General features: G+C 70.9%; 19 protein-coding genes. 12 read left to right on the top strand and 7 right to left on the bottom strand.

The genetic code is table 11. The annotated features are described in order from the left end of the window. Positions 1 to 113: 113 nt before the first annotated feature. Together ACX28W_RS09605 and ACX28W_RS09600 are read right to left on the bottom strand one after the other, a co-directional pair. Entirely contained in the window at positions 114 to 2,477 is a 2,364-nt protein-coding gene (locus tag ACX28W_RS09605) for a heavy metal translocating P-type ATPase (RefSeq protein WP_458998357.1), read from the bottom strand. Between the two features lie 92 nt (positions 2,478 to 2,569). Continuing rightward, on the bottom strand, positions 2,570 to 2,809 hold the full coding sequence (locus ACX28W_RS09600; protein WP_458998355.1) for a heavy-metal-associated domain-containing protein: 240 nt from the start codon (positions 2,807 to 2,809) through the stop codon (positions 2,570 to 2,572). Positions 2,810 to 3,030: 221 nt separating this feature from the next. On the opposite strand from ACX28W_RS09600, the gene ACX28W_RS09595 reads away from it, so the two are divergent. Then, positions 3,031 to 4,065: a zinc-dependent alcohol dehydrogenase family protein gene (locus ACX28W_RS09595; protein WP_458998353.1), complete on the top strand. Its 1,035-nt coding sequence runs from the start codon at positions 3,031 to 3,033 to the stop codon at positions 4,063 to 4,065. A gap of 93 nt (positions 4,066 to 4,158) precedes the next feature. Here ACX28W_RS09595 and ACX28W_RS09590 read toward each other — a convergent pair whose 3' ends face one another. Both ACX28W_RS09590 and ACX28W_RS09585 read right to left on the bottom strand, forming a co-directional pair. Next, positions 4,159 to 4,356, bottom strand: coding sequence for a helix-turn-helix transcriptional regulator (locus ACX28W_RS09590; RefSeq protein ID WP_458998351.1), 198 nt, complete (start codon positions 4,354 to 4,356; stop codon positions 4,159 to 4,161). A 267-nt stretch (positions 4,357 to 4,623) separates the two neighbouring features. Beyond that, the gene (locus ACX28W_RS09585) at positions 4,624 to 5,553 is read right to left on the bottom strand and encodes a sugar phosphate isomerase/epimerase family protein (protein WP_458998349.1); all 930 of its coding nucleotides are present in this window, start codon (positions 5,551 to 5,553) and stop codon (positions 4,624 to 4,626) included. Positions 5,554 to 5,675: 122 nt separating this feature from the next. Between ACX28W_RS09585 and iolC the strand changes: the two genes are divergently transcribed. The 6 genes from iolC (at position 5,676) to ACX28W_RS09555 (ending at position 13,532) form a co-directional block, all read left to right on the top strand. Beyond that, positions 5,676 to 6,626, top strand: a complete 951-nt coding sequence (gene iolC, locus ACX28W_RS09580; RefSeq protein ID WP_458998347.1) for a 5-dehydro-2-deoxygluconokinase — start codon at positions 5,676 to 5,678, stop codon at positions 6,624 to 6,626. Continuing rightward, positions 6,623 to 7,570, top strand: a complete 948-nt coding sequence (locus ACX28W_RS09575) for a Cgl0159 family (beta/alpha)8-fold protein (protein ID WP_458998345.1) — start codon at positions 6,623 to 6,625, stop codon at positions 7,568 to 7,570. The genes iolC and ACX28W_RS09575 overlap by 4 nt, the downstream gene beginning before the upstream one ends. 7 nt (positions 7,571 to 7,577) lie before the next feature. Further along, positions 7,578 to 8,402, top strand: coding sequence for a 5-deoxy-glucuronate isomerase (gene iolB / locus ACX28W_RS09570; protein WP_458998343.1), 825 nt, complete (start codon positions 7,578 to 7,580; stop codon positions 8,400 to 8,402). Then, the gene (gene iolD, locus ACX28W_RS09565) at positions 8,399 to 10,282 is read left to right on the top strand and encodes a 3D-(3,5/4)-trihydroxycyclohexane-1,2-dione acylhydrolase (decyclizing) (RefSeq protein ID WP_458998341.1); all 1,884 of its coding nucleotides are present in this window, start codon (positions 8,399 to 8,401) and stop codon (positions 10,280 to 10,282) included. The genes iolB and iolD overlap by 4 nt, the downstream gene beginning before the upstream one ends. A 14-nt stretch (positions 10,283 to 10,296) precedes the next feature. Next, a complete protein-coding gene (gene mmsA, locus ACX28W_RS09560; RefSeq protein ID WP_458998339.1) occupies positions 10,297 to 11,799 on the top strand; it encodes a CoA-acylating methylmalonate-semialdehyde dehydrogenase in 1,503 nt (500 codons plus the stop codon). 326 nt (positions 11,800 to 12,125) lie between these two features. Then, positions 12,126 to 13,532, top strand: coding sequence for an APC family permease (locus tag ACX28W_RS09555; protein ID WP_458998337.1), 1,407 nt, complete (start codon positions 12,126 to 12,128; stop codon positions 13,530 to 13,532). A gap of 6 nt (positions 13,533 to 13,538) precedes the next feature. Here the strand turns inward: ACX28W_RS09555 and ACX28W_RS09550 are convergent, their stop codons facing one another. Both ACX28W_RS09550 and ACX28W_RS09545 read right to left on the bottom strand, forming a co-directional pair. Continuing rightward, positions 13,539 to 13,970 carry a GNAT family N-acetyltransferase gene (locus ACX28W_RS09550; protein WP_458998545.1) on the bottom strand — a complete coding sequence of 144 codons (432 nt, stop codon included), beginning with the start codon at positions 13,968 to 13,970 and terminating at the stop codon, positions 13,539 to 13,541. Positions 13,971 to 14,006: 36 nt separating this feature from the next. After that, positions 14,007 to 15,392, bottom strand: coding sequence for a condensation domain-containing protein (locus ACX28W_RS09545; protein WP_458998335.1), 1,386 nt, complete (start codon positions 15,390 to 15,392; stop codon positions 14,007 to 14,009). Between the two features lie 317 nt (positions 15,393 to 15,709). On the opposite strand from ACX28W_RS09545, the gene ACX28W_RS09540 reads away from it, so the two are divergent. From ACX28W_RS09540 to ACX28W_RS09520, 5 genes are all read left to right on the top strand, one after another. After that, on the top strand, positions 15,710 to 18,367 hold the full coding sequence (locus ACX28W_RS09540) for an alpha/beta fold hydrolase (RefSeq protein WP_458998334.1): 2,658 nt from the start codon (positions 15,710 to 15,712) through the stop codon (positions 18,365 to 18,367). Further along, positions 18,364 to 19,227: an ABC transporter permease gene (locus ACX28W_RS09535; RefSeq protein WP_458998333.1), complete on the top strand. Its 864-nt coding sequence runs from the start codon at positions 18,364 to 18,366 to the stop codon at positions 19,225 to 19,227. The genes ACX28W_RS09540 and ACX28W_RS09535 overlap by 4 nt, the downstream gene beginning before the upstream one ends. Before the next feature lie 163 nt (positions 19,228 to 19,390). Then, a complete protein-coding gene (locus ACX28W_RS09530) occupies positions 19,391 to 20,983 on the top strand; it encodes a vWA domain-containing protein (protein WP_458998332.1) in 1,593 nt (530 codons plus the stop codon). A 343-nt stretch (positions 20,984 to 21,326) separates the two neighbouring features. Then, positions 21,327 to 21,464 (top strand): hypothetical protein, encoded by a 138-nt coding sequence (locus ACX28W_RS09525; RefSeq protein ID WP_458998331.1) that lies wholly within the window; start codon positions 21,327 to 21,329, stop codon positions 21,462 to 21,464. Positions 21,465 to 21,747: 283 nt separating this feature from the next. Beyond that, entirely contained in the window at positions 21,748 to 22,488 is a 741-nt protein-coding gene (locus ACX28W_RS09520; protein ID WP_458998330.1) for a chaplin, read from the top strand. Positions 22,489 to 22,746: 258 nt separating this feature from the next. On the opposite strand, the gene ACX28W_RS09515 is transcribed toward ACX28W_RS09520, so the two are convergent. Continuing rightward, positions 22,747 to 24,012 carry an NAD(P)-binding domain-containing protein gene (locus tag ACX28W_RS09515; protein WP_458998329.1) on the bottom strand — a complete coding sequence of 422 codons (1,266 nt, stop codon included), beginning with the start codon at positions 24,010 to 24,012 and terminating at the stop codon, positions 22,747 to 22,749.

Genomic DNA, 24,012 nt, shown 5'->3' with positions numbered 1-24,012 from the left:
TGCGCAAGAGCCCCGAAAAGGCAACCGGGGCCAAGCGTAAGGAGGATGCGCGAGCCTTGTGAAGAGCTTATGTGAGGCTTCCGTTGGACTCTAGGGGGACTCTTACTCCGTCGTCATGAGAATGCCCTGAGACGAAGACTGTTGGTCACCACGAAGACCGACGAGAAGGCCATCGCGGCCCCCGCGATCATGGGGTTGAGGAGTCCTGCCGCGGCGAGCGGCAGCGCGGCCACGTTGTAGCCGAAGGCCCAGACGAGATTCCCCTTGATCGTGGACAGGGTCCTGCGCGACAGTCGGATTGCGTCGGCCGCCACCCGCAGATCCCCACGGACCAGCGTCAGATCGCTCGCCTCGATCGCCGCGTCCGTGCCCGTGCCCATCGCCAGGCCCAGGTCGGCGGTGGCGAGGGCCGCCGCGTCGTTCACCCCGTCTCCGACCATCGCGACGGTCCGCCCCTCGGCCCGCAGCCGCTCGACGACGTGGACCTTGTCCTCGGGCAGTACCTCGGCGATCACCTCCGCGAGATCGATGCCGACGGCACGCGCCACCGACTCCGCGACCGCCCGGTTGTCACCGGTCAGCAGGACGGGCGTGAGCCCCAGGGCGCGCAGTTCGCGCACGGCCTGCGCGCTGGTCTCCTTGATCGCGTCGGCGACGGTCAGGACGCCGAGTGCCACCCCGTCCCGGGTGACCACGACGGCCGTCCGCCCCGCCGCCTCGGCCTCTGACTTGGCGCGGGCCAACTCCTGAGGAAGCGCGACCTGGTCGAGTACGCCCTCATGGCGTTCGCCCTCATGACGTACACCCTCATGACGTACACCCGCATGGAGCGTGCCCTCATGGAACCGCCCCACCCGGACGTCGTAACCCTCCACCCGCCCGCGTACGCCGAGCCCCGGGAGGTTCTCGAAGTCCTCCACCGGGGGAAGCGTCCCAGCGCGCTTCTGAGCGCCCGCGGCGATCGCCCGGGCCACCGGATGCTCGGAGGCGTGTTCCAGGGCGCCGGCGAGCCGCAGGAGCTCCTCCTCGTCGGTGCCCGCGGCGACGTACACCTCCTGGAGTGTCATCCGGCCCGTCGTCACCGTCCCGGTCTTGTCCAGGACGACGGTGTCGACGCGGCGCGTGGACTCCAGGACCTCGGGGCCCTTGATGAGGATGCCGAGCTGGGCGCCCCGGCCGGTGCCGACCATCAGGGCGGTCGGGGTCGCGAGACCGAGGGCGCAGGGGCAGGCGATGATCAGCACCGCGACGGCCGCGGTGAAGGCGGCGGCCGTGTCACCCGTGACGCCGAGCCAGACCCCGAACGTGCCGAGCGCGATCAGCAGCACCACGGGCACGAAGATCCCGGAGACCCGGTCGGCGAGGCGCTGCACCTCGGCCTTGCCGTTCTGCGCGTCCTCGACGAGCCGTGCCATCCGCGCGAGCTGCGTGTCCGCGCCGATCCGGGTCGCCTCGACGACGAGCCGTCCGCCGGCGTTGACGGTCGCGCCGGTCACCACGGAGCCGACGGCGACGTCGACGGGCACCGACTCGCCGGTCAGCATGGACGCGTCGACCGCGGACGAGCCCTCGACGACGGTGCCGTCGGTGGCTATTTTCTCGCCGGGCCGCACGACGAAGCGGTCGCCCACCTCGAGTTGTGCGACGGGGACCCGGACCTCACGGCCGCCCCGCAGTACGGCGACGTCCTTGGCGCCCAGTTCGAGCAGCGCCCTGAGGGCGGCTCCGGCGCGCCGCTTGGAACGGGCCTCCAGATAGCGGCCGAGCAGGATGAAGGCGACGACACCCGCGGCGACCTCGAGGTAGATCGTCGACGACCCTTCCGTACGCGAGACGGTGAGGTCGAAGCCGTGCCGCATGCCCGGCATTCCCGCGTGCCCCCAGAACAGCGCCCACAGGGACCAGCCGAAGGCGGCGAGCGTGCCGACCGAGACGAGCGTGTCCATGGTGGCCGCGCCGTGCCGCGCGTTCGTCAGCGCGGCCCGGTGGAAGGGCAGTCCGCCCCAGACGACGGCGGGCGCGGCGAGCGTCAGGGAGAGCCACTGCCAGTTGTCGAACTGGAGGGCCGGGACCATCGACAGCAGGACGACGGGGAACGCGAGGAGGGCGGATACGACGAGGCGTCCGCGCAGGGCAGCCAGTTCGGGGTCCTCGGTGGGCGCCGTTTCCTCGAGGGGAGGCGTGGGAGGCGGGGGCTCCTCGGCCGTGTATCCCGTCTTCGTGACGGTGGCGATCAGATCGGCGACCTGTATCCCCTCCGGGTACGAGACCTTCGCTCTCTCCGTCGCGAAGTTGACCGTGGCGGTGACGCCGTCCATGCGGTTGAGCTTCTTCTCGACGCGGGCCGCGCAGGAGGCGCAGGTCATGCCGCCGATGCTCAGCTCGATCTCTGTTGTGGGTGACGTCTTCGCTGACGTTTCCGCCGACGTTTCCGCCGACGTCTCCGCTATGGATGAGTCGGGTGCTGCGATGGTCATGGTCGGGCTCCATTGACTGAGCCGGGCCGTACGGAGCCAGTATCAGCTGGTCGGTACGGCCCGGTGTGGAGAGGCGTGTGCGGGGAGAGCGCTCAGGCCTTGTCGGCGAGCTCGAAGCCCGCCTCGTCGACGGCGGCGCGCACGGCCTCCTCGGCGAGCGGTGCGGCGGAGACCACGGTGACCTCGCCGGTGGCCGCCACGGCCTTCACCGAGCTGACGCCGGCGATCTGGGAGATCTCGCCGGAGACGGAGCCTTCACAGTGCCCGCAGCTCATACCGCTCACCTGGTAGACGGTCGTGATGGAACCCGGGGCGTCGGTCTGCGTGGTCATGGCGTTGCTCCTCGTCGAGGCGTGTGAGGCTCGGGTGACACCCAAGGTATACCCCTAGGGGGTACTTCTCCAAGTGGGGGCGCGCCGCACCGGTGAGCGCATCGGATCGATTTGTCCGAACCTTATGGCGCTTGTCCGCTGGTGCCGCAACGCGACAAGCCCGAGGCTCGCCGCTAGCGTTCGCCCCGGAACGGTGATCTCCGGGTGGAGGGGCGAGACGGATGCGGGCAGTGGTGTTCGAGCGGTACGAGGAGCCGGCCGAGGTACGTGAGGTGGCGGACCCGGCGCCCGCGGATCACGGGGTGGTCGTGCGGGTCGAGTCCACCGGGCTGTGCCGGAGCGACTGGCACGGCTGGATGGGGCACGACCCGGACATCACGCTGCCCCATGTGCCGGGCCATGAACTCGCCGGAGTCGTCGAGGCGGTGGGCGCCCGGGTGACGGGCTGGCGCCCGGGCGACCGGGTCACCGTTCCGTTCGTCTGCGCCTGCGGCAGCTGTCCGTCCTGCGCGGCGGGCGACCAGCAGGTGTGCGAGCGGCAGACCCAGCCGGGATTCACGCACTGGGGATCCTTCGCGCAGTACGTGGCACTCGACCACGCCGACGTGAACCTGGTCGCGGTGCCGGACGAGCTGTCCTTCGCGACGGCGGCTTCCCTGGGCTGCCGGTTCGCCACGGCGTTCCGTGCGGTGGTCGCGCAGGGCCGGGTGGCGGCGGGGGAGTGGGTCGCGGTGCACGGCTGCGGCGGCGTGGGACTGTCGGCGGTGATGATCGCGGCGGCCTGCGGCGCACGGGTCGTCGCCGTCGACCTCTCGCCCCGGGCCCTGGACCTGGCACGGAAGTTCGGGGCGGCGGAGGTGGTGGACGGCTCGCGGGTCGGCGACACGGCGGAGGCGGTGCGCGAGCTGACGGGCGGCGGCGCCCACCTCTCCCTCGACGCGCTCGGCTCCCCGGCCACCTGCGCGGCCTCGGTACGGGGGCTGCGCCGCCGCGGACGCCATGTCCAGGTCGGCCTGCTGCCCCAGGACCCCGAGGTCCCGATGGGCCGCGTGATCGGCCTCGAACTGGAACTCCTGGGCAGCCACGGCATGCCGGCGCACGCCTACCCGCGGATGCTGGAACTGGTGCGCGCCGGGGTACTCCGGCCCGACCTCCTGGTCACCTCCACCATCCCGCTGGACACGGTCCCGGCCGCGCTGGCGGCGATGGGCACGGCACCGGGAGCCGGGGTGACGGTCATCGAGCCGTGGAGCTGACCGCCTCGCCCTTTGAACCGCGTGCCCCGTCCCGACGCACTGGGCGGGGACGGGGCACGCGAGGGACGGGGTGCGGGTTCAGTGGCTGCGGCTTCAGTCTCTGCGGCCGCGGTTTCCCGGGCGGGAGGCGACCCAGACCCTGACGGTCTCCGGGTACCAGTAGGGCTTTCCGTTCTCCACGTGGTCGGGCGGGGGCAGCAGCCCGTGTTTGCGGTACGACCGCACGGTGTCCGGCTGCACCTTGATGTGCGCCGCGATCTCCTTGTACGACCAGAGCCTACGGTCGGTCATGGGTGGCACCTCCCTGCGCGCACCGCGGCGGCGGCCGGGGGCGGCCGTCGGGGGAGCCGAGCGCTGCGCTGGCGATCACAAAGCCTGTGCCCCGTGAACGACACAGCGTGATCGCCGGGAAGTGCCTGTCGACTGGCTGTGACCGAAGACCCGCGTACACGCGACATGCGTGACAGGGAGGTGTTTTTTGTGACACGCGTGACGCATTAGGCCTCAAAGGTTAAAGACTTCAACGCCTCAACACCTCAACGCCTCAACACAAAGCCCCTACGCCCCGCACGACCGCAAGAACGCCCGAGTCCGCTGAGCGATCGGCAGTGGCTTGTCCGGCGGGCACGGGTACATGTCCTGCTCGACGATCGCGAAGAGGTCGACGTCGAGCTTCCGGGCGGCCGCGAGCACCGGCTCCAGCGCCGGTACACCGGACGGCGGTTCGCACATCACGCCACGGGCGACGGCCGGCCCGAACGGCACCTCGTTCGCCCGCACCTCGGCCAGGATCTCCGGATCCACCTGCTTGAGGTGGAGGTACCCGATGCGCTCCCCGTACGTCTCGATGAGCTTGACGTTGTCGCCGCCGCAGTAGGCGTAGTGGCCCGTGTCGAGGCACAGCGACACCAGCGACGAGTCGGTCGCGTCGAGGAAACGCGTGACGTTCTCCTCGCTGTCGATGTGCGTGTCGGCGTGCGGGTGGACGACGATGCTCAGCCCGTAACGCTCCCGCACCTCCCGGCCGAGCCGCTCGGTCTGAGCGGTGAGATCGCGCCACTGCGCCGGCGTGAGTGTGCTGTCCTCCAGCACCTCGCCGGTCTTGTCGTCCCGCCAGAAGGCCGGGATGACGACGAGGTGCTCGGCGCCCATCGCCTGGGTGAGCGCCGCGATGTCCGAGACGTGCGCCCAGGTGGCGTCCCACACCTCGGGACCCCGGTGCAGCCCGGTGAAGACGGTGCCGGCCGAGACGGTGAGCCCGCGCCGCGCGGTCTCCTCCTTGAGGACGGCCGGATCGGTGGGCAGATAGCCGTACGGGCCCAGCTCGATCCACTCGTACCCGGACTGCGAGACCTCGTCGAGGAAGCGCTGCCAGGGGACCTGCTGGGGGTCGTCGGGGAACCAGACGCCCCAGGAGTCGGGCGCCGAACCGATCCGGATGCGGGACAGTGAGGACTGAGGTGATGCCTGCGGTGACAACGACGTCATGGGCGTCAGCTTCCGGCGACGTGGAGGAGGTGTCAAGGCCTGGTCCGAATGTCTGGACAAAACGTTGACAGGGCTACCTGCGCGGGACTAGACCTGGGGACAGCCGAAGCGAAGGGAACTCGATGGCGTACGACCTGATCACGATGGGGCGGATCGGCGTGGACCTCTACCCGTTGCAGACGGGGGTCCCGCTGGCGCAGGTCTCGTCCTTCGGGAAGTTCCTCGGCGGATCGGCGACGAACGTCGCGGTGGCCGCGGCCCGGCTGGGACGGCGTACTGCGGTGATCACGCGTACGGGTGACGATCCCTTCGGCGTGTACCTCCACGAGGCGCTGCGCGGCTTCGGCGTCGACGACCGCTGGGTCACCCCGGTGGCGGGCCTGCCGACCCCGGTCACGTTCTGCGAGGTGTTCCCGCCGGACGATTTCCCGCTCTACTTCTACCGGCGGCCCAAGGCCCCGGACCTGGAGATCGACGCGCACGAACTCGACCTGGACGCCGTCCGCGAGGCGCGCATCTTCTGGATGACGGGGACCGGCCTGAGCGAGGAACCCAGCCGTACGGCGACACTCGCCGCGCTCGCCCACCGAGCCACATCCGGTACGACGGTCTTCGACCTCGACTGGCGGCCCATGTTTTGGCAGGACCCCGACTCGGCCCGGCCTTTCTACGCCGAGGCCCTGCGCCACACCACCGTCGCCGTCGGCAACATCGACGAGGTCGAGATCGCCACCGGCGAGCGCGAACCGCACGCGGCGGCGACCGCCCTCCTCGAAGCCGGCGTGGAACTCGCCGTCGTCAAGCAGGGCCCCAAGGGCGTCCTCGCCGTCCACCGCGACGGCACCTCCGCCGAGGTCCCGCCCCTCCCGGTGACGGTCCTCAACGGGCTCGGTGCCGGCGACGCGTTCGGCGGCTCCCTCTGCCACGGCCTGCTCGCCGGCTGGGACCTGGAGCGGATCATGCGGCACGCGAACGCCGCGGGCGCCATCGTCGCCTCCCGCCTGGAATGCTCCTCCGCGATGCCGACCCCCGAAGAGGTCGAGGACGCACTCACGGCAGGAGCGGTCCGATGAAGGCGCGACACGAAGGGGGCGACCCCTCCTCGTACACAGGACACGACAGCCTCGACCCGCACGACAGCATCAACGTCGCCGAGCTCGTCCGCCTGCGCACCCACCACCCCGAGGCCGTCGCCGAAGCCGCCGCCCGCCGCCCCCGCCGCCCACTCGTCGACGACACCGGCCGGCTGATGATCGTCGCGGCGGACCACCCGGCCCGCGGGGCCCTCTCCGTCGGCGACCGGAAGTTCGCCATGGCGAACCGCGCCGACCTCCTGGAGCGGCTCTGCCTGGCCCTCTCCCGCCCCGGCGTCGACGGTGTGCTCGCCACCGCCGACATCCTCGACGACCTGCTGCTCCTCGGCGCCCTCGACCACAAGGTGGTCCTCGGCTCGATGAACCGCGGCGGCCTGGCGGGCGCCTCCTTCGAACTGGACGACCGCTTCACCGGCCACCGCCCCCAGGACATCGAGCGGCTCGGCTTCGACGCGGGCAAACTGCTGCTGCGTATCGACTACGACGACCCGGGCTCGCTGCGCACCCTGGAGTCCACCGCCCGAGCCGTCGACGAGATGGCGGAGCGTCGGCTCCCGGTGTTCGTCGAGCCGTTCCTCAGCCGCCGCACCCCCGAAGGCAAGCTGGTCAATGACCTGAGCGCCGAGGCCGTCATCAAGTCCATCGCCATCGCCAGTGGCCTGGGCGGCAGTTCGGCCTACACCTGGCTGAAGGTGCCCGTCACCGAGAACCCCGACGACATGGCCCGCGTCATGGAGACCTCCACCCTGCCCGCCGTGCTGCTGGGCGGCGACGTCGGCGAGGACCAGGAGGGCGCGTACGAGAAGTGGCGCGGCGCGCTGCAACTCCCCACGGTGCAGGGCCTGGTCGTCGGCCGCTCCCTGCTCTACCCGGCTGACGGGGACGTGACCGCCGCCGTGGACACCGCCGTAGGACTGCTGTGAGGACCCGATGACGAGCCACCAGCTGTACGTCCCCAAGGGCGCCACCGCCGGCGCGAACTACACGCTCGACATCGACCCCGGACGGGCCGGCTGGACCCACAGCAGTCTGCGCGTGGTGGAGCTCGGGCCGGGCGGCACACACACGTTCACCACTGGCGACAGCGAGTGGATCGTGCTTCCGCTGAGCGGCGGCTGTACCGTGCACATAGAGGATAAAGAGTTCCAAATCCTGGGCAGGGACAGCGTGTTCGCGGGGGTCACCGACTTCGCGTACGTGCCCCGTGACGCCCGGGCACAGATCGCCTCCGGCGTGGGAGGCCGCTTCGCCCTGGCAGGAGCGAAGTGCGAGCGCCGACTCCCCGCCCGCTACGGCCCCGCGCCGGAGGTTCCCGTCGAAGACCGCGGCAGCGGCACCTGCGCCCGGCAGGTGCGCAACTTCGCCTCCGCCGACGCCTTCGACTGCGACAGGCTCATCGCCGTCGAGGTCATCACCCCCGGCGGCAACTGGTCCTCGTATCCGCCGCACAAGCACGACGAGCACCGGCCCGGAATCGAGTCGGAACTCGAGGAGATCTACTACTTCGAGATCGACGGCCCGAACGGATTCGGCTATCAGCGCGTATTCCCTTCTCGAGACGGCGGCAGCGACGTCCTCGCCGAAGTCCGCACCGGCGACGCAGTGCTGGTCCCCGACGGCTGGCACGGCCCGTCCATTGCGGCGCCCGGGCACACCATGTACTACCTGAACGTGATGGCCGGACCGGGCGAGGAGCGGGAATGGCGGATCTGCTTCCACCCGGGACACGTAGAAAGCACAGAGGGATACCGATGACCTCAACGACGAGGCTGACGGTCGCACAGGCGCTGGTGCGCTTCCTGGCCGCCCAGTACACCGAACGGGACGGCGAACGGCGGCGGCTGATCGGCGCCACCTGGGGCATCTTCGGCCACGGCAACGTCGCCGGGATCGGCCAGGCGCTCATCGAGTACGCGGACGACATGCCGTACCACCAAGGGCGCAACGAACAGTCCATGGTGCACGCGGCGGTCGGCTATGCCCGCCAGTCCAACCGGCTGTCGACGCACGCCGTGACCACCTCCGTCGGCCCCGGCGCGACGAACCTCGTCACCGGCGCCGCCCTCGCGACGATCAACCACCTCCCGGTGCTGCTGCTCCCCGGCGACACCTTCGCGACCCGCCCGGCCGACCCGGTGCTCCAGCAGCTCGAACTCCCGTACGCGGGCGATGTGTCGGTCAACGACTGTCTGCGCCCGGTGTCGAAGTACTTCGACCGCGTCACCCGTCCCGAGGCGCTCATCCCGGCCGCCCTCCAGGCCATGCGGGTGCTCACCGACCCGGTCGAGACCGGCGCCGTCACGCTCGCGCTGCCGCAGGACGTGCAGGCGGAGGCATACGACTGGCCGGAGGAGTTCTTCGCGGAGCGGACGTGGTCCGTGCGCCGCCCCGCGCCCGACGCGTCCGAGCTGGCCGCCGCCGTACACACGATCCGCGAGGCCCGGCGCCCCCTCATCGTCGCGGGTGGCGGTGTCCACCACAGCCGCGCCGAGGAGGCGCTCGCCGAACTCGCCGGCGCCACCCGCATCCCCGTCGCCTCCACCCAGGCGGGCAAGGGGTCTCTGAGCTGGGACCACCCCCAGGACGTCGGCGGCATCGGCCACACCGGCACGGCGACCGCCGACGAACTCGCCCGCACCGCCGACCTGGTGATCGGCGTCGGCACCCGCTACAGCGACTTCACCACCGCCTCCGGCACCCTCTTCAACGCCTCGGGCGTCCGCTTCCTGAACCTCAACATCGCGCCGTACGACGGTCACAAGCTGTCCGGGCAGACGCTGATCGCGGACGCGCGCGTAGGGCTCGAGGAGCTCACCGAGGCGCTCATGCTGCACGACCACCGCGCCGAGCCCGCATATGTCACCGAGTACACGGACGACAAGGAGCGCTGGGAGTACCGGGTCGACGCGGCCTACGAGTCCGAGGACCCGGACATCCGGCCGACCCAGCCACAGGTCCTCGGCGTCCTCGACGAGCTGGTCACCGAGGACGACATCCTGATCAACGCGGCCGGTTCGCTCCCCGGTGACCTGCACAAACTGTGGCGGGCGCGCTCGCGCGACCAGTACCACGTCGAGTACGGCTACTCGTGCATGGGCTACGAGATCCCGGCCGCGATCGGCGTGCGGATGGCGGCCCCCGACCGTCCCGTGTGGGCGCTGGTCGGCGACGGCACGTATCTGATGATGCCGACGGAGATCGTCACCGCCGTGCAGGAGGGGATCGCCATCAAGGTCCTCATACTCCAGAACCACGGGTACGCCTCCATCGGCGGCCTCTCCGAGTCCGTGGGCGGCGAGCGGTACGGCACCGCGTACCGCTACCGCTCCGAGGACCGTACGTACACGGGGGCGCCGCTGCCCGTCGACCTCGCCGCCAACGCGGCCAGCCTCGGCATGCGGGTGCTGCGCGCGAAGACGGTGCGTGACCTGCGGGCGGCCCTTGCCGAGGCGCGCGCCGCGGACACTCCCACATGTGTCTACGTGGAGACCGAAACGGCAGACACAGTGTCGGGGGCGCCCCCGGCCCAGGCCTGGTGGGATGTACCTGTGGCCGAGACCGCGACCCGATCGTCGGCGGTCAAGGCGCGCGAGGAGTACGACCGGCACGTCGCCGCCCGACGCCGCCATCTGTGAAGGAGTTCTTGGTCATGACGAAGATCGTCAACCACTGGATCGGCGGCAAGACCGTCGAAGGCGCGTCGGGTACGTACGGGCCGGTCACCGACCCGGCGACCGGCGCGGTCACCACGAAGGTCGCCTTCGCGACGGTCGACGAGGTGGACACCGCGGTCGCCGCCGCGAAGGACGCCTACGCGACCTGGGGGCAGTCCTCGCTGGCCAAGCGGTCCACGATCCTGTTCAAGTTCCGCGCGCTGCTCGACGCCCACCGCGACGAGATCGCCGAGCTGATCACCGCCGAGCACGGCAAGGTGCACTCGGACGCGCTCGGCGAGGTCGCGCGCGGTCTGGAGATCGTCGACCTGGCGTGCGGAATCACCGTGCAGCTGAAGGGCGAGCTGTCGACCGAGGTGGCCTCCAAGGTCGACGTGGCCTCGATCCGGCAGCCGCTGGGTGTCGTCGCGGGCATCACGCCGTTCAACTTCCCGGCCATGGTGCCGATGTGGATGTTCCCGATCGCCATCGCGTGCGGCAACACCTTCGTACTGAAGCCGTCGGAAAAGGACCCGTCGGCGGCGATGAAGGTCGCCGAGCTGCTGGCCGAGGCCGGTCTGCCGGACGGCGTGTTCAATGTCGTCCACGGTGACAAGGTGGCCGTCGACCGTCTGCTCGAACACCCGGACGTGAAGGCCGTGTCCTTCGTCGGTTCCACGCCCATCGCCCGCTATATCCACACCACCGCCGCCGCCCACCACAAGCGCGTCCAGGCCCTCGGCGGTGCCAAGAACCACATGCTGGTCCTCCCGGACGCCGACCTGGACGCGGCGGCGGACGCGGCCGTGTCCGCGGCCTACGGTTCGGCGGGCGAGCGCTGCATGGCGATCTCCGCCGTCGTGGCCGTCGGCTCGATCGGCGACGCGCTGGTCGACAAGATCCGCGAGCGCGCCGAGAAGATCAAGATCGGCCCCGGCAACGACCCGACCTCCGAGATGGGCCCGCTGATCACGGCCGCGCACCGCGACAAGGTGGCGTCCTACGTGGCGGGCGCGGCGGCGCAGGGCTCCGAGGTCGTCCTCGACGGCACCGGCTACACGGTGGAGGGCTACGAGGACGGTCACTGGATCGGCCTCTCGCTGCTGGACCGCGTCCCGGTGACCTCGGACGCGTACAAGGACGAGATCTTCGGCCCGGTGCTGTGCGTGCTGCGCGTCGACACGTACGAGGAGGGCGTGGCGCTGATCAACGCCTCGCCGTTCGGCAACGGCACGGCGATCTTCACCCGGGACGGCGGCGCCGCCCGTCGCTTCCAGCTGGAGATCGAGGCGGGCATGGTCGGCGTGAACGTGCCGATCCCGGTGCCCGTCGGCTACCACTCCTTCGGCGGCTGGAAGGACTCCCTCTTCGGGGACCACCACATCTACGGCAACGACGGCACGCACTTCTACACCCGCGGCAAGGTCGTCACCACCCGCTGGCCGGACCCGTCCGAGGCCCCGACCGGCGTCGACCTGGGCTTCCCGCGCAACCACTGAGGCCGCTCTCCAGGGCTCCGGGGCCGTCCGCATCGCGGACGGCCCCGCTTTTTTTCCGGCACGCGGTGCGATTCCCGTACGGGGAGCGGGGGCCGGGCGTACGGCCTTGATGCGCCCTTGACGACATTCGGAGGGGGTTACCGCTGCGGATTCCGTAGGTGAACAGCTATTGACGTGATGGTTTTCGTCGGGGTTCCATCAGCGCGATCGGGAGCGGACGAAGAGACGAGACGTACGACGCGAGCCGCCGGAGGCGATAGCGCTCCCGACCGATTCACCTGACGCATGAGCCGTCACCTGACGCACGAGTCGATCGGAACCGCTCCATGACCGACACGCTCCGCCCTGTCGAGACCGCCGTCACAGAGGTATCGGACAGTCCAGAGAGCCCGCAGAAGCTCAAGCGCTCCATCGGCATCGTCGGCGGCACCCTGCTCACGCTCTCCTGCGTGACGCCCGCGTCCACGCTCTTCGTGGTCGTGCCCGACCTGTTCGGCTCGCTCGGCACGGCGACTGCGCTGACCATCGCGATCGGCTCACTGCTCTGTATCGCCGTGGCGCTCTGCTACTCGGAGCTGGGCACCCTCATCCCGAGCGCGGGCGGCGAGTACGCCATGGTGTCGACGCTGGCCGGACGGCTCGCGGGCTGGCTGGTCTTCGTGCTCTCCCTGTTGGTCGTCATGATCGTGCCGCCGGTGATCGCGATGGGCACGGCGGACTACCTGGCGCCGATCGTGCACCTCGACCCGTCGCTGGCAGGCGCGGGCGTCATGCTGCTCGCCACCCTCGCCGGCCTGCTCGACCTGCGGGCCAACGCCTGGATCACCGGCGTCTTCCTGGTCCTGGAGGTCATCGCGGCGGCCGTCGTGGCGGTCCTGGGATTCGCGCACGGCGAGCGCGGCGCCGGGAGCCTGGTGTCGATGCAGGTGGCGGGCTCGGCGGGCGGCACGGACACCGTGACGGCGATGCTGATCGTCTCGGGGCTCGCGATCGCCCTCTTCATCACCCAGGGCTTCTCGACCGCGGTCTACCTCTCCGAGGAACTGGAGAACCCGCGCCGCAACGTGGCCCGTACGGTCCTGGCCACGCTCGCCATCTCGTCCGTGATCATCCTGGTCCCGGTCGTCGCGATCACTCTGGGCGCCCCGGACCTGTCGACCCTCACCGGCGGCGACATCAGCGGCATGGTCACGGCCTGGTCGAGCTCCGCCGTCGGCACCTTCGTCAGCCTCTGCGTGGCCCTCGCGATCATCAACGCGGGCATCGTCATGGTCATCCAGAACTCGCGGGTGCTGTTCGCCTCGGCCCGCGACAAGGCGTGGCCCGAGCCGGTCAACAAGGGCCTCTCGCGGCTCGGCCGCTTCGGCTCCCCCTGGGTCGCCACGCTCCTCGTCGGCGTCCCCGGCGCCCTCCTCTGCTTCGTCAACCTGGACACCCTGTACGGCGTGACCGGTGTGTCGGTGACGGGCATGTACCTGCTGGTCGCGGTCGCCGCGCTGCTCGCCCGACGCGGCAAGCACGCCCACACGCCCGCCTGGCGCATGCCGCTGTGGCCCGCGATGCCGCTCCTGCTGATCGCCGTCCTCGCGTACATCCTGAGCCGGCAGGAGACGACCTACCTGCTGTGGACCGGCGGCATCACGGCCGTCGCCACCCTCTACTGGGCCTTCTACCTGCGGCCGCGCCGCGCGACCCGGTGGCTGGTGACGATCCCGGAGGACGCGCAGGCGTAGGCGACTTCACTCCGTGAAGCCCCACGTCATCACCGAGCACGTCCCGTCGTCCTTGCCACCCGCGCTGCGATAGGTGGCGAGGGCGATGTCGTTCCCGGTGTCGATCAGCACCCACATGCCGTGGCAGCCGAGCTCGCGGGCCGGCGCGCCGAGCCGCTCGACGAGGACCCGCCCGGTTCCGCGTCTGCGACAGGGCTCGGCCACGCCCAGCTCGTACAGGAACATCTCGGTGCCGCCCTTGTCGGGGTGGACGGTCTCCACACCGCTGACGAAACCGACGGGCGCCGGTTCGCCGTCCGCGTAGGCGAGGAAGAGATGGTGCCCGCCGGCGGTCAGGAACCGCTCGGCCCACTCGGTGCGGACGGGATGGTCGAAGAGGTGCTCGGCGGCGGCCACTTCGGCGACGGTGCCGGCGCGGCGCATCACGGGGATGCCCATGGGCCTTCGTAGCACGGCCACGGTGTGCGGCAGCAGTCATCCCTTCACACGGGGCACCGAGGTGATGAGGTCCCGCAGGCGCTCGACGTACAGCCGCATGTTCTTGTACGCGATTTCGGTGTCCGGGTAGCGGCAGCCGAACCACAGGCCCTCGTGGAGCCTGTTGAACCAGACGCACGCCTTGTCGCCGTACGAGACTCTGATCAGTCCGTACGCCTTCTGATCGGCCCAGCGATCGGAGCCGGGGATGCCCCGGGCGTCGACGAAGGAGACGATCGAGTACAGGTCGGGCGAGGTGGGGCGGAAGTCCGAGCCGAGCAGGCGCAGGACACGGGCGAGGGGCATGCGGGCCATCGACCTGTTGGTCCGCAGCGTGGTGCGCACGGCTTCCAGGGTGCTGCGGAAGTCGGGGTCCTGCGCGACGGGCACCTCGATCGGCGCGCCGCCGACGTACCAGCCCACGGAGTCCGACCACTGGGACTTCACCCGGGTGTGGAACGGTACGATCGCGCGGTAGACGGGCTCTCCACCGATCTCGTGGGCGATGAGGCTCGTGGCGGCCAGGACACCGACCAGGCTCCCGCCGAAGGGACGGCAGTACGCCTCGAACGCGGCGGCGTCGTCCGCGCCCACGAGCATCTCTCGCATGAGTTTCTGGGTGGGCAGGTTTCCGTCGGGCTCCAGGCCGAGGTCGACGGGGAAGTTCGGCAGTTGCCCGCCGCACCGGTCGATGAACTCCCGCCAGCGGGCGACGATCTCGTGGGTGTCGTCGATCCGGTCCGCGGCCGCCCGCTCGCTCTCGCAGAAGTCGACGTAACTGCCGACCGGCGTCTCCGCCACGGTGCGGCCCTCGATGCCCGCCGTGTAGAACTCGTCGATCTCGGCGGGGATGCGCTGGATGGAGTAGGAGTCGACGTTGCTGTGGTCGAAGGCCATGTACACGCTCGCGCCGTCGTCCCGGACCACCGCCGTGTAGAGGAAGTTCGGCCAGCCGAGCGCGTCCGCCGCGACGTCGAAGCGGTACTGGAGGTGCTGCACGAGTTCCGCCGCGTCGGTGAAGTCGCCGATCACTTCGCGGTGCAGTGACACATCCTCGGCGTCGAGCGTGAACCGGTGCATCTCGGCTCCCGACCAGCGGAAACCGCTGCGCAGTGTCTCGTGGCGCAGCGTCCAGCTGTGCAGCGCGTCCTGCAACGCGTCGAGGTCGACCCGGCCCGGGATGTCGAAGGCCGTGCCGCTCCAGGTCGGTACGAACAGGCCGTCCTCGCGTACGCAGCGGGCCGTTCTGATGTGCGATTCCTGGACATACGCCGGTGGCCGCGAGTCCTCCGACAGGCCCGCCGCCGCCCCGACGGTCGCCGGCGAGAGCCCCCACTCGACGAGCCGCCCGGGCCGGACCTCGCAGCGCTGGATGTCGGTCATTCGCACGGGCGTTTCCGTTCGCAGATGGGATCGGATCCGTTCAAGAGAACGCCCAGTATGTGGCCGACGCACGCCATTCACCTGCGGTGTCCCGGGTTTTCAGTGGATCGAGTGGCATCTCGAACAACGGTGCTCAGCAAAGCGTGCGTGACGTCGAGGCCGCTCCGGGCCGTTCCGCCGCCTCAGGTGTGGGTGACGGCACGCGTCTTCGTACTCCGGTTGCGGTACGTGGCCTCGGCGTCGTACTCCCGCAGGAGGGGCGAGGGTTCAGACCGGTGACGGCATCGGTTGTCGGCGGCGGGCCTTACCGTTGACGCATGGATCTTCGACTGCCCCGACTTCGAGGGCCCGCACCGCGGAGGCCGCGACGGTGGGCTGCCGCCGCGGCCGCCGTTGTCGTGCTCGCCGGGGCCGGGACGTGGACGGCTGTCGCCTCCGATGGCGCCCCGCCCGTGCACCGTGCCGACCGCGTCATGGACATGGGCGGCGGGGTGAGCATCGACACCTCGTACTTCACCGCGGGCTCGAGCTCCGGCCGCCGCCCCGCCGTGCTGCTCGCGCACGGCTTCGGCGGCAGCAAGGACGACGTCCGGGAGGAGGCGCAGCAGCTCGCCCGTGACGGGTACGCGGTGCTGACGTGGTCGGCGCGCGGCTTCGGCAGGTCCACCGGGAAGATCGGTCTGAACGACCCGAAGGGCGAGGTCGCCGACGTCTCCCGGCTGATCGACTGGCTGGCGAAGCGCCCGGACGTCCAGCTCGACAAGAGCGGCGACCCGCGCGTGGGCGTCACCGGCGCCTCGTACGGCGGGGCGGTCTCGCTGCTGGCGGCGGGGTACGACCAGCGGGTCGACGCGATCGCCCCGGCGGTCACGTACTGGAACCTGTCGGACGCCCTGTTCCCGAACGGCGTGTTCAAGAAGCTCTGGGCCGGCATCTTCATCAACTCCGGCGGCGGCTGCGACAACTTCGAGGCGCGGCTGTGCGCCATGTACAACCGGGTCGCGGAGTCCGGCACACCGGACCTGGCGGCCAGTCGCATCCTCGAGGAGCGCAGCCCCTCCGCCGTCGCCGACCGCATCAAGGTGCCCACGCTCATCGTGCAGGGCCAGTCCGACTCCCTGTTCCCGCTCGGTCAGGCCGACGCGATGGCCAAGGCGATCCGGGCCAATGGCGCGCCCGTGGACGTCGACTGGATCTCCGGCGGGCACGACGGCGGTGACATGGAGGCGGACCGCGTCCAGTCCCGCGTCGGCTTCTGGTTCGACCGGTACCTGAAGGACGACAAGGGCGCCGACACGGGCCCCGCCTTCCGCGTCACCCGCACCGGAGGCATCGATTCCACCGACGGCGCCGCACAGTTGCGGGGCGCGAGCGCGGCCACGTACCCGGGCCTGGAGAGCGGGCAGCGCACGGTCGCGCTGACCGGCCGCGAGCAGACCTTCCAGAATCCCGCGGGCGCCAGTCCGCCCGCGATCTCCGCCCTCCCCGGAATCGGCGGCACCGGCGGCCTGTCGCAGCTCTCCTCGCTCGGCGTGGGAGTCTCGCTCGACTTCCCGGGCCAGTTCGCCCGGTTCGAGTCCTCGGCCTTCGGCAGCGACCTGCGGATCACCGGGTCGCCCACGGTCACGGTCCACGTCGAGTCGAGCACCGACGACGCGGTCCTCTTCGGGAAGGTGTACGACGTCGGCCCCGGCGGCACCCAGCAGGTGCTGCCGTCCCAGCTGGTGACACCGGTGCGGGTGGAGGGTGCGAAGGCGGGCAAGGACGTCACCCTCACGCTGCCGGCCATCGACTACGACGTCCAGAAGGGCCACCGGCTGCGCCTGGTCCTTTCCTCGACGGACCTCGGCTACGCGTCTCCGGCGGCCCCGGCGACGTACACCGTGTCCCTGAAGGGCGACCTGAAGGTCCCGACCGCCCCCGCGGTGACGACCGCCGCGGCGTCGCTGCCCGCGTGGGTGTGGTGGCTGCCGCCGGTCGCGGCGCTGGCCGCCCTGGCACTCCTGCTGACCGGCCGCCGCCGCACCACTGCGGGAGCGCCCGATCCCGAGCTCGCCGAAGTCCCGCTCCAGATCACGGACCTGAGCAAGCGCTACGCGAAGGCGGTGGACCGGTACGCGGTACGGGACCTGTCGTTCCGCGTGGAGAAGGGGCAGGTCCTGGGCCTGCTGGGGCCGAACGGCGCGGGCAAGACGACCACCCTGCGCATGCTCATGGGCCTGATCACGCCCGACGCCGGCGAGATCCGCGTCTTCGGACACGAGATCCGGCCGGGCGCGCCGGTGCTCTCCCGGGTCGGGGCCTTCGTCGAGGGCGCGGGTTTCCTGCCGCACCTTTCGGGCCGCGAGAACCTGGAGCTGTACTGGCAGGCCACGGGCCGCCCGCCCGAGGACGCGCACCTGGAGGAGGCGCTGGAGATCGCGGGCCTGGGCGACGCGCTGGCCCGAGCCGTGCGCACGTACTCCCAGGGCATGCGCCAGCGCCTGGCCATCGCCCAGGCGATGCTCGGCCTCCCGGACCTCCTCATCCTCGACGAACCGACCAACGGCCTCGACCCGCCCCAGATCCGCGAAATGCGCGAGGTCATGATCCGCTACGCCGCGGCCGGCCGCACTGTCATCGTCTCCAGTCACCTCCTCGCCGAGGTCGAGCAGTCCTGCACCCACCTGGTGGTCATGGACCGCGGCCGGCTGATCCAGGCGGGCCCGGTCTCCGAGATCGTGGGCTCGGGCGACACGCTCCTGGTCGGCACCGGTTCCCCGGTGGACGAGCCGGTCGTCGAGAAGATCGGTGCGTTGCCGGGCGTGGCCTCGGCCGTCGCCGCCGACGGCGGGCTCCTGGTCCGCCTCGACGAGGGCGGCAGCGCCCAGCGCCTGGTCGTGGAGCTCGTACGGCTCGAAGTACCCGTGGAGTCGGTGGGCCCCCATCGTCGCCTGGAAGACGCGTTCCTCACCCTGATCGGAGGTGCCGCATGAGTGCGCTCGTCGAGCGGGCCGAGACGGCGGACGGGTACCGGGCGCGGCGGACGTTGCCGCTGCGCGTGGAACTGCTCCGGCAGTTGAAGCGGCGCCGCACGCTCGTCATGGGGGCGATCCTCGCGGTGCTGCCCTTCGTGCTCGTCGTCGCCTTCGCGATCGGCGGCGAACCGGGCTCGCGCAGCGGCCAGGTCACGCTGATGGACACGGCGACGGCATCGGGCGCGAACTTCGCCGCGGTGAACCTGTTCGTGTCCGCGGGCTTCCTGCTGGTGATCCCGGTCGCGCTGTTCTGCGGTGACACGATCGCCTCCGAGGCGAGCTGGTCGTCGCTGCGCTATCTGCTCGCGGCGCCCGTGCCGAGGTCCCGGCTGCTGTGGTCCAAGCTCACCGTCGCGCTGGGCCTCAGCCTCGCCGCGATGGTGCTGCTGCCGATCGTCGCGCTGGCGGTGGGCACGGCGGCCTACGGCTGGGGTCCGCTGGAGATCCCCACCGGCGGCGAGCTCGCCGCGGGCACGGCGGCCCAGCGCCTTCTCGTGGTGATCGCGTACATCTTCGTGTCCCAACTGGTCACCGCGGGACTCGCGTTCTGGCTGTCGACCAAGACGGACGCGCCGCTGGGCGCGGTCGGCGGCGCGGTCGGCCTGACGATCGTGGGCAATGTGCTGGACGCCGTCACCGCGCTGGGCGACTGGCGCGACTTCCTGCCCGCGCACTGGCAGTTCGCCTGGGCCGACGCCATCCAGCCGACCCCGGAGTGGGCCGGCATGATCCAGGGCACGGCGATTTCGATAACGTACGCGCTCGTGCTGTTCGCCCTGGCCTTCCGGGGTTTCCGGCGCAAGGACATCGTGTCCTAGGTCTCCGGAAGATCACCCACCGGTCTCGACGGCCGCCCACCGTGGCCGCTTCGAGACGCATCCGCAACGCTCCGTAGCGCACGGCTCGGCCCCCTCGGACGTCACAGTCACAGACATCGGCCCACAGACGTGGGCGGACGGGTGACTCACCGAGGGGGCACGGATGGGGAACGACCACATAGGGCGACCGCGACGATCGCTGCGACGGGGGCGACCGGGTGGCGCGCTGCTCGCCCTGACGCTCGCGGGCGGCCTGCTGCTCACCGGTTGCGGCGCGAGCGACAGCGGCAATTCCTCCGACGGTTCGAACAAGTCGCGTGGTTCGTACGGCTCCGGCGGCGGTACGGGCCAGTGGCCCGCCCCGGCCCCCGACCAGTCCTCGGACACGTCCCAGGGCGAGCAGACGGGCGACGCGAACCGCGAGATCGCGCCGTCCCCCGACCACCTCTCCACCTTCGCCCTCGACGTCGACACCGCCTCGTACGGCTTCGCCCGCCGCACCCTCGCCGACGGCAGGATGCCCGACCCGGCGACCGTCCGCCCCGAGGAGTTCGTCAACAGCTTCCGCCAGGACTACGAACGCCCCGACGGCAACGGCTTCTCGGTCACCGTCGACGGCGCCCGCACCGACGAGGAGGACTGGTCGCTCGTCCGCGTCGGCCTCGCCACCCGCACCGCCGAACAGGAGGGCGAACGCCCGCCCGCCGCCCTCACCTTCGTCATCGACATCTCCGGCTCCATGGCCGAACCCGGCCGGCTCGACCTCGCCAAGGACTCCCTCGGCGTGATGACGGACCGGCTGCGCGACGACGACTCGGTCGCCCTGGTCACCTTCAGCGACGAGGCCGAGACCGTGCTGCCGATGACCCGCCTCGGCGACCACCGCGGCCGCGTCCACGACGCCATCGACGAGCTGGAGCCGACGGAGTCGACCAACCTCGGCGCGGGCGTGGACACCGGGTACGAGACGGCCGTCGAGGGTCTGCGCAAGGGCGCCACCAACCGCGTCGTCCTGATCTCCGACGCGCTGGCCAACACGGGCGACACCGACGCGGACTCGATACTGGAGCGCATTTCCGACGCCCGCCGCGAGCACGGCATCACCCTCTTCGGCGTCGGCGTGGGCAGCGAGTACGGCGACGACCTCATGGAACGCCTCGCCGACAAGGGCGACGGCCACACGACGTACGTCTCGAACGAGGACGACGCCCGCAAGGTCTTCAGCGAGCAGCTCCCGCAGAACGTCGACCTCACGGCCCGCGACGCCAAGGCCCAGGTCGCCTTCGACCCGGCGACGGTGCAACAGTTCCGGCTCATCGGTTACGACGACCGCCAGGTGGCCGACGAGGACTTCCGCGACGACCGCGTCGACGGCGGCGAGGTCGGCCCCGGCCACACGGTCACCGCGCTGTACGCCGTCCGCACCAGGCCCGGCGCCTCCGGTCACCTCGCCACCGCGAGCGTCCGCTGGCTCGACCCCGACACCCGCACCCCGCACGAGGAGTCCGGCCAGCTGGAGACCGGCTCCCTCGACGACGGCCTGTGGACATCGCCCACCCGTTTCCAGGTCGACGCCGTGGCCGCGTACTTCGCCGACGCCCTGCGCACCGGCGACAACCGCTGGAACCCCCTGCCGGGCGCCCTCCCGTTGCACGAACTCGCCGACCGCGCCCATCGGGTGGCCACCGCCACGGAGGACACGCAGGTACGAGACCTCGCGAACGCGATCGAGCAGGCGAGCGAACTCGCCGGTTGACGACGGGAGTCGGCCGGCCCCGCACGGCGCGAGCGGCGCACCGACCTCGCGGCCCGCGGCCGCCGGCCCGAGGGGTCGGGCATGATCCCGGGCCCCGCGAATTTCCTTGACATACGCACTCGTGCTGTTCGCCTTGGTGTTCCGGTTTTCGCCCGCAAGGACGTGGTGCCGTAGCCGGTGAGGCGGCGACCTGCTCCGCGCCATCGGGGTCATCGAAATAATTCGTCGTTTCCGAATGAGGCGCGGTCCAACCGGGTGAACCTGCGAAACCAATTCTCACGCGTCGGGTTGATGAAGCTGATGAAGCAGTAGAGCTTGCGACGCTACGAGAAGGGAACGCGCAGTGCTCAAGAAGGCAATGGTCGCCGCAGCGGTCGGCGCTTTTGCCGTCGGCATGCCGACGGCGACCGCTCCCACGGCGCTTGCCCTCGTCGACGACAGGGGACCGACCGTTGCGAACAGCGACGGCGAGGAACGCTGAGCCGACTCCTCAGCCCGGGCCGTCCGCGGTCACACGGACTTTTCGGCGCAGGCAATCTCGCTTGTGAGCTGAGGGTCAAACACATGGTGGCGCAAGGCAGACGGGCGAGTCAGCGACAACTCGGTCAACTTCATCATCGCGCTGAAACCGGCGATCGGCAGCAATTGCAAGAACGACTGACCGCCCAACGCACCAGCCTCCCGGCTGTGTCATGGCCGGCCTTGGACGTCGATCTCCGTTCCAAGGTCGGCTTTCCCCATTCTTCAAGCAGGAAGACAGGACATTGCGACAGACCCTGAGCAGGGGAGTGTTCGCGGCGGCCGCGGCCGCCACGGGCATTCTGTCCCTGTACGGCAGCTCCGCCTTCGCTGACACGCACGCGGCGGGAGCCGCCGAGGATCCCGGTGTGCTGTCCGGGAACAGCATGGAGGTGCCGGTCGAGGTGCCGGTGAACCTGTGCGGCAACACCGTCGATGCGTTCGCGGTGCTCAACCACGCCTCCGGCAACTCCTGCGGAAACACCTCGGACAAGACGGAGTACGGGTCGCCCGAGCGCGACTCCGGTGACTCCGGCGACGGCACTGCCGACACGCGTGTGACAGGAGTCGCAAGGGGTTCTTCCAGTCCGCTGTCCGGGAACAGCGTGAAGGTGCCGGTCGAGGTGCCGGTGAACCTGTGCGGCAACACCGTCGGTGCGATCTCGGCGTTCAACTATGCGGTCGGCAACCCCTGCGACAACGTCTCGTACGGCGATGACGGCTACGGCACGGAGGAGGAGACGCCTCCGTCGCCAAGTACGAGTCAGACGCCTCCGCCCCCCAGTAAGACCACCCCGCCTCCCACGCGCGTGACGCCGCCTCCCACGCGCGTGACGCCGCCTCCGGCCGACGAGCAGCCCGGCGAGCCGCCCACGATGGCCGAGACCGGCAGTGGGGGATTGGTGGCGGCCTCGACCGCCGGTGCCGCACTGATCGCGGGCGGGGTGGTGATGTACCGCCGCGGCCGCGCCGCCTCCCACCGATAGGTGCTCCTGGGTGCCGGACGCAACCCGCCCGGCACCCGCCCCCCACTCCGGCCGAGCACGCACCCCCCGGACCGACGCGAGCCACCAGACGAGGCAGCCCAAGCCGGTCCGGGGGACGAACCGCCGCAATGGGCCGGATCGGCAGCGAGCCTCGTCGCCCTCACCGCCCGCCAGGCCCGGGTCGACCCGTCGCCGACGCCTCGGGCCGCTGACGACTCTCTCCGTCAGCGGCCCGAGGCGTCCGCGCAGGGTCCTCCGTCAGTGGCGGACCGGCGACGGCGACCCACTTCGGCTGCTGCCCCCCGGTACGGGGACCGTCCCGCCCGTCGGGGTCGTCCTGAGTCGGCGGCGTACCCCTCGGACGAGTGTCGACGCCGTGAAGGTCGCGCCGTGGACGAAGCGCATGGCCGGACCGAAGCCGGAGGCGGTCACCAGGCCCGCGAGGAACAGGCCGGGGTGGGAGGACTCGAAGTCGCGCCCGACCGCCGGGGAGCCGTCGGGCAGGGCCGCCAGCGTCCCGCGCAGCTCGGTGGAGAGCAGTCCGAGCCGGTCGCAGCGCGGCCGGAAACCCGTGGCGGCGATGACGTGTTCGGTCTCCACGGTGCACGGGGTGCCCCCGCGGCTCACCGTGTCCAGCCGTACGCCGCCCGGCACCGCACAGGCTGCGGCGACCTCGTGACCCGGCAGCACCTCCACCGCGCGCTCCACCCGTTCCCGCACCCACCACGCGCCCGCCGGCCCCAGCGCCGTGGTCGCGATGCGTGTCCGGGTCGGCTCCGACAGACGCCGGAAAAGGCCGGGGCGCTCGGAGTAGAACCAGTTACGCCAGCCGGGGCCGAGGCCGCTGTGCGGGGAGCGAAGCGACTGCCACCAGGGGCGCTCCCAGGGCGGCGGCACATCGTTCCAGCACAGCCGCTCCGCCCGTGCCAGCACCCGTACGCGCGTGCCCTGTTCGGCGAGCAGCGCCGCGGTCTCCAGGGCCGCCTGGCCGCCACCGATGACAGTGACGTCCTTGCCGCGGAAGCGGTCGAGCTCGCTGTGGTGGCTGCTGTGCGTCACCAGGGCGGGGTGCAGTCCGCGCAGTGCCGGCGGTACCTCGACGAACGGCATCACACCGACCGCCAGCGCCACCGCCCGCGCGTGCAACTCCTCCCCGTCCTCGGTGACCGCGGTGAAGCCGTCGGGGCAGGATGCCACGCGGGTCACCGTGCGCTCGTCCACGTCCGGCACGGCATGGCGCGCGAACCACAGGCCGTACGCCGCGAACGCCTCGACCGGGATCGGCTTCGCGTGACGTGCGGTCAGGCCCTGCTCCGCGCAGTAGGCGCCCAGGTGCCAACGCCCAGCCGGATCGGAGAGGTTGGACGCCCACGGCTCCGACTTCAGGAACATGCCGCTGGGCATGTTGTCCCGCCACGACGCCATGGGTCGGCCGAACACGCGCAGGTTCAGCCCGGCGGCCGCGGCGTGGGACGCGATCGACAGACCGTACGGGCCTGCGCCCACCACCAAAAGGTCGTACAT

It is taken from the genome of Streptomyces sp. SD15 (genome assembly GCF_054462255.1).
The sequence above is the reverse complement of the archived record's forward strand: the minus strand, read 5'-3'. Positions and strand labels throughout refer to the sequence as shown.

Excerpts from the sequence above, each read along its gene's own strand:
- ACX28W_RS09550 (WP_458998545.1), bottom strand. The coding sequence starts at position 13,970 with ATGGGCATCCCCGTGATGCGCCGCGCCGGCACCGTCGCCGAAGTGGCC.
- mmsA (WP_458998339.1), top strand. The coding sequence starts at position 10,297 with ATGACGAAGATCGTCAACCACTGGATCGGCGGCAAGACCGTCGAAGGC.
- iolC (WP_458998347.1), top strand. The coding sequence starts at position 5,676 with ATGGCGTACGACCTGATCACGATGGGGCGGATCGGCGTGGACCTCTAC.
- iolB (WP_458998343.1), top strand. The coding sequence starts at position 7,578 with ATGACGAGCCACCAGCTGTACGTCCCCAAGGGCGCCACCGCCGGCGCG.
- ACX28W_RS09595 (WP_458998353.1), top strand. The coding sequence starts at position 3,031 with ATGCGGGCAGTGGTGTTCGAGCGGTACGAGGAGCCGGCCGAGGTACGT.
- ACX28W_RS09545 (WP_458998335.1), bottom strand. The coding sequence starts at position 15,392 with ATGACCGACATCCAGCGCTGCGAGGTCCGGCCCGGGCGGCTCGTCGAG.
- ACX28W_RS09555 (WP_458998337.1), top strand. The coding sequence starts at position 12,126 with ATGACCGACACGCTCCGCCCTGTCGAGACCGCCGTCACAGAGGTATCG.
- ACX28W_RS09530 (WP_458998332.1), top strand. The coding sequence starts at position 19,391 with ATGGGGAACGACCACATAGGGCGACCGCGACGATCGCTGCGACGGGGG.
- ACX28W_RS09535 (WP_458998333.1), top strand. The coding sequence starts at position 18,364 with ATGAGTGCGCTCGTCGAGCGGGCCGAGACGGCGGACGGGTACCGGGCG.
- ACX28W_RS09575 (WP_458998345.1), top strand. The coding sequence starts at position 6,623 with ATGAAGGCGCGACACGAAGGGGGCGACCCCTCCTCGTACACAGGACAC.
- ACX28W_RS09585 (WP_458998349.1), bottom strand. The coding sequence starts at position 5,553 with ATGACGTCGTTGTCACCGCAGGCATCACCTCAGTCCTCACTGTCCCGC.
- ACX28W_RS09600 (WP_458998355.1), bottom strand. The coding sequence starts at position 2,809 with ATGACCACGCAGACCGACGCCCCGGGTTCCATCACGACCGTCTACCAG.
- ACX28W_RS09605 (WP_458998357.1), bottom strand. The coding sequence starts at position 2,477 with ATGACCATCGCAGCACCCGACTCATCCATAGCGGAGACGTCGGCGGAA.
- ACX28W_RS09540 (WP_458998334.1), top strand. The coding sequence starts at position 15,710 with ATGGATCTTCGACTGCCCCGACTTCGAGGGCCCGCACCGCGGAGGCCG.
- iolD (WP_458998341.1), top strand. The coding sequence starts at position 8,399 with ATGACCTCAACGACGAGGCTGACGGTCGCACAGGCGCTGGTGCGCTTC.
- ACX28W_RS09590 (WP_458998351.1), bottom strand. The coding sequence starts at position 4,356 with ATGACCGACCGTAGGCTCTGGTCGTACAAGGAGATCGCGGCGCACATC.
- ACX28W_RS09515 (WP_458998329.1), bottom strand. The coding sequence starts at position 24,012 with ATGTACGACCTTTTGGTGGTGGGCGCAGGCCCGTACGGTCTGTCGATC.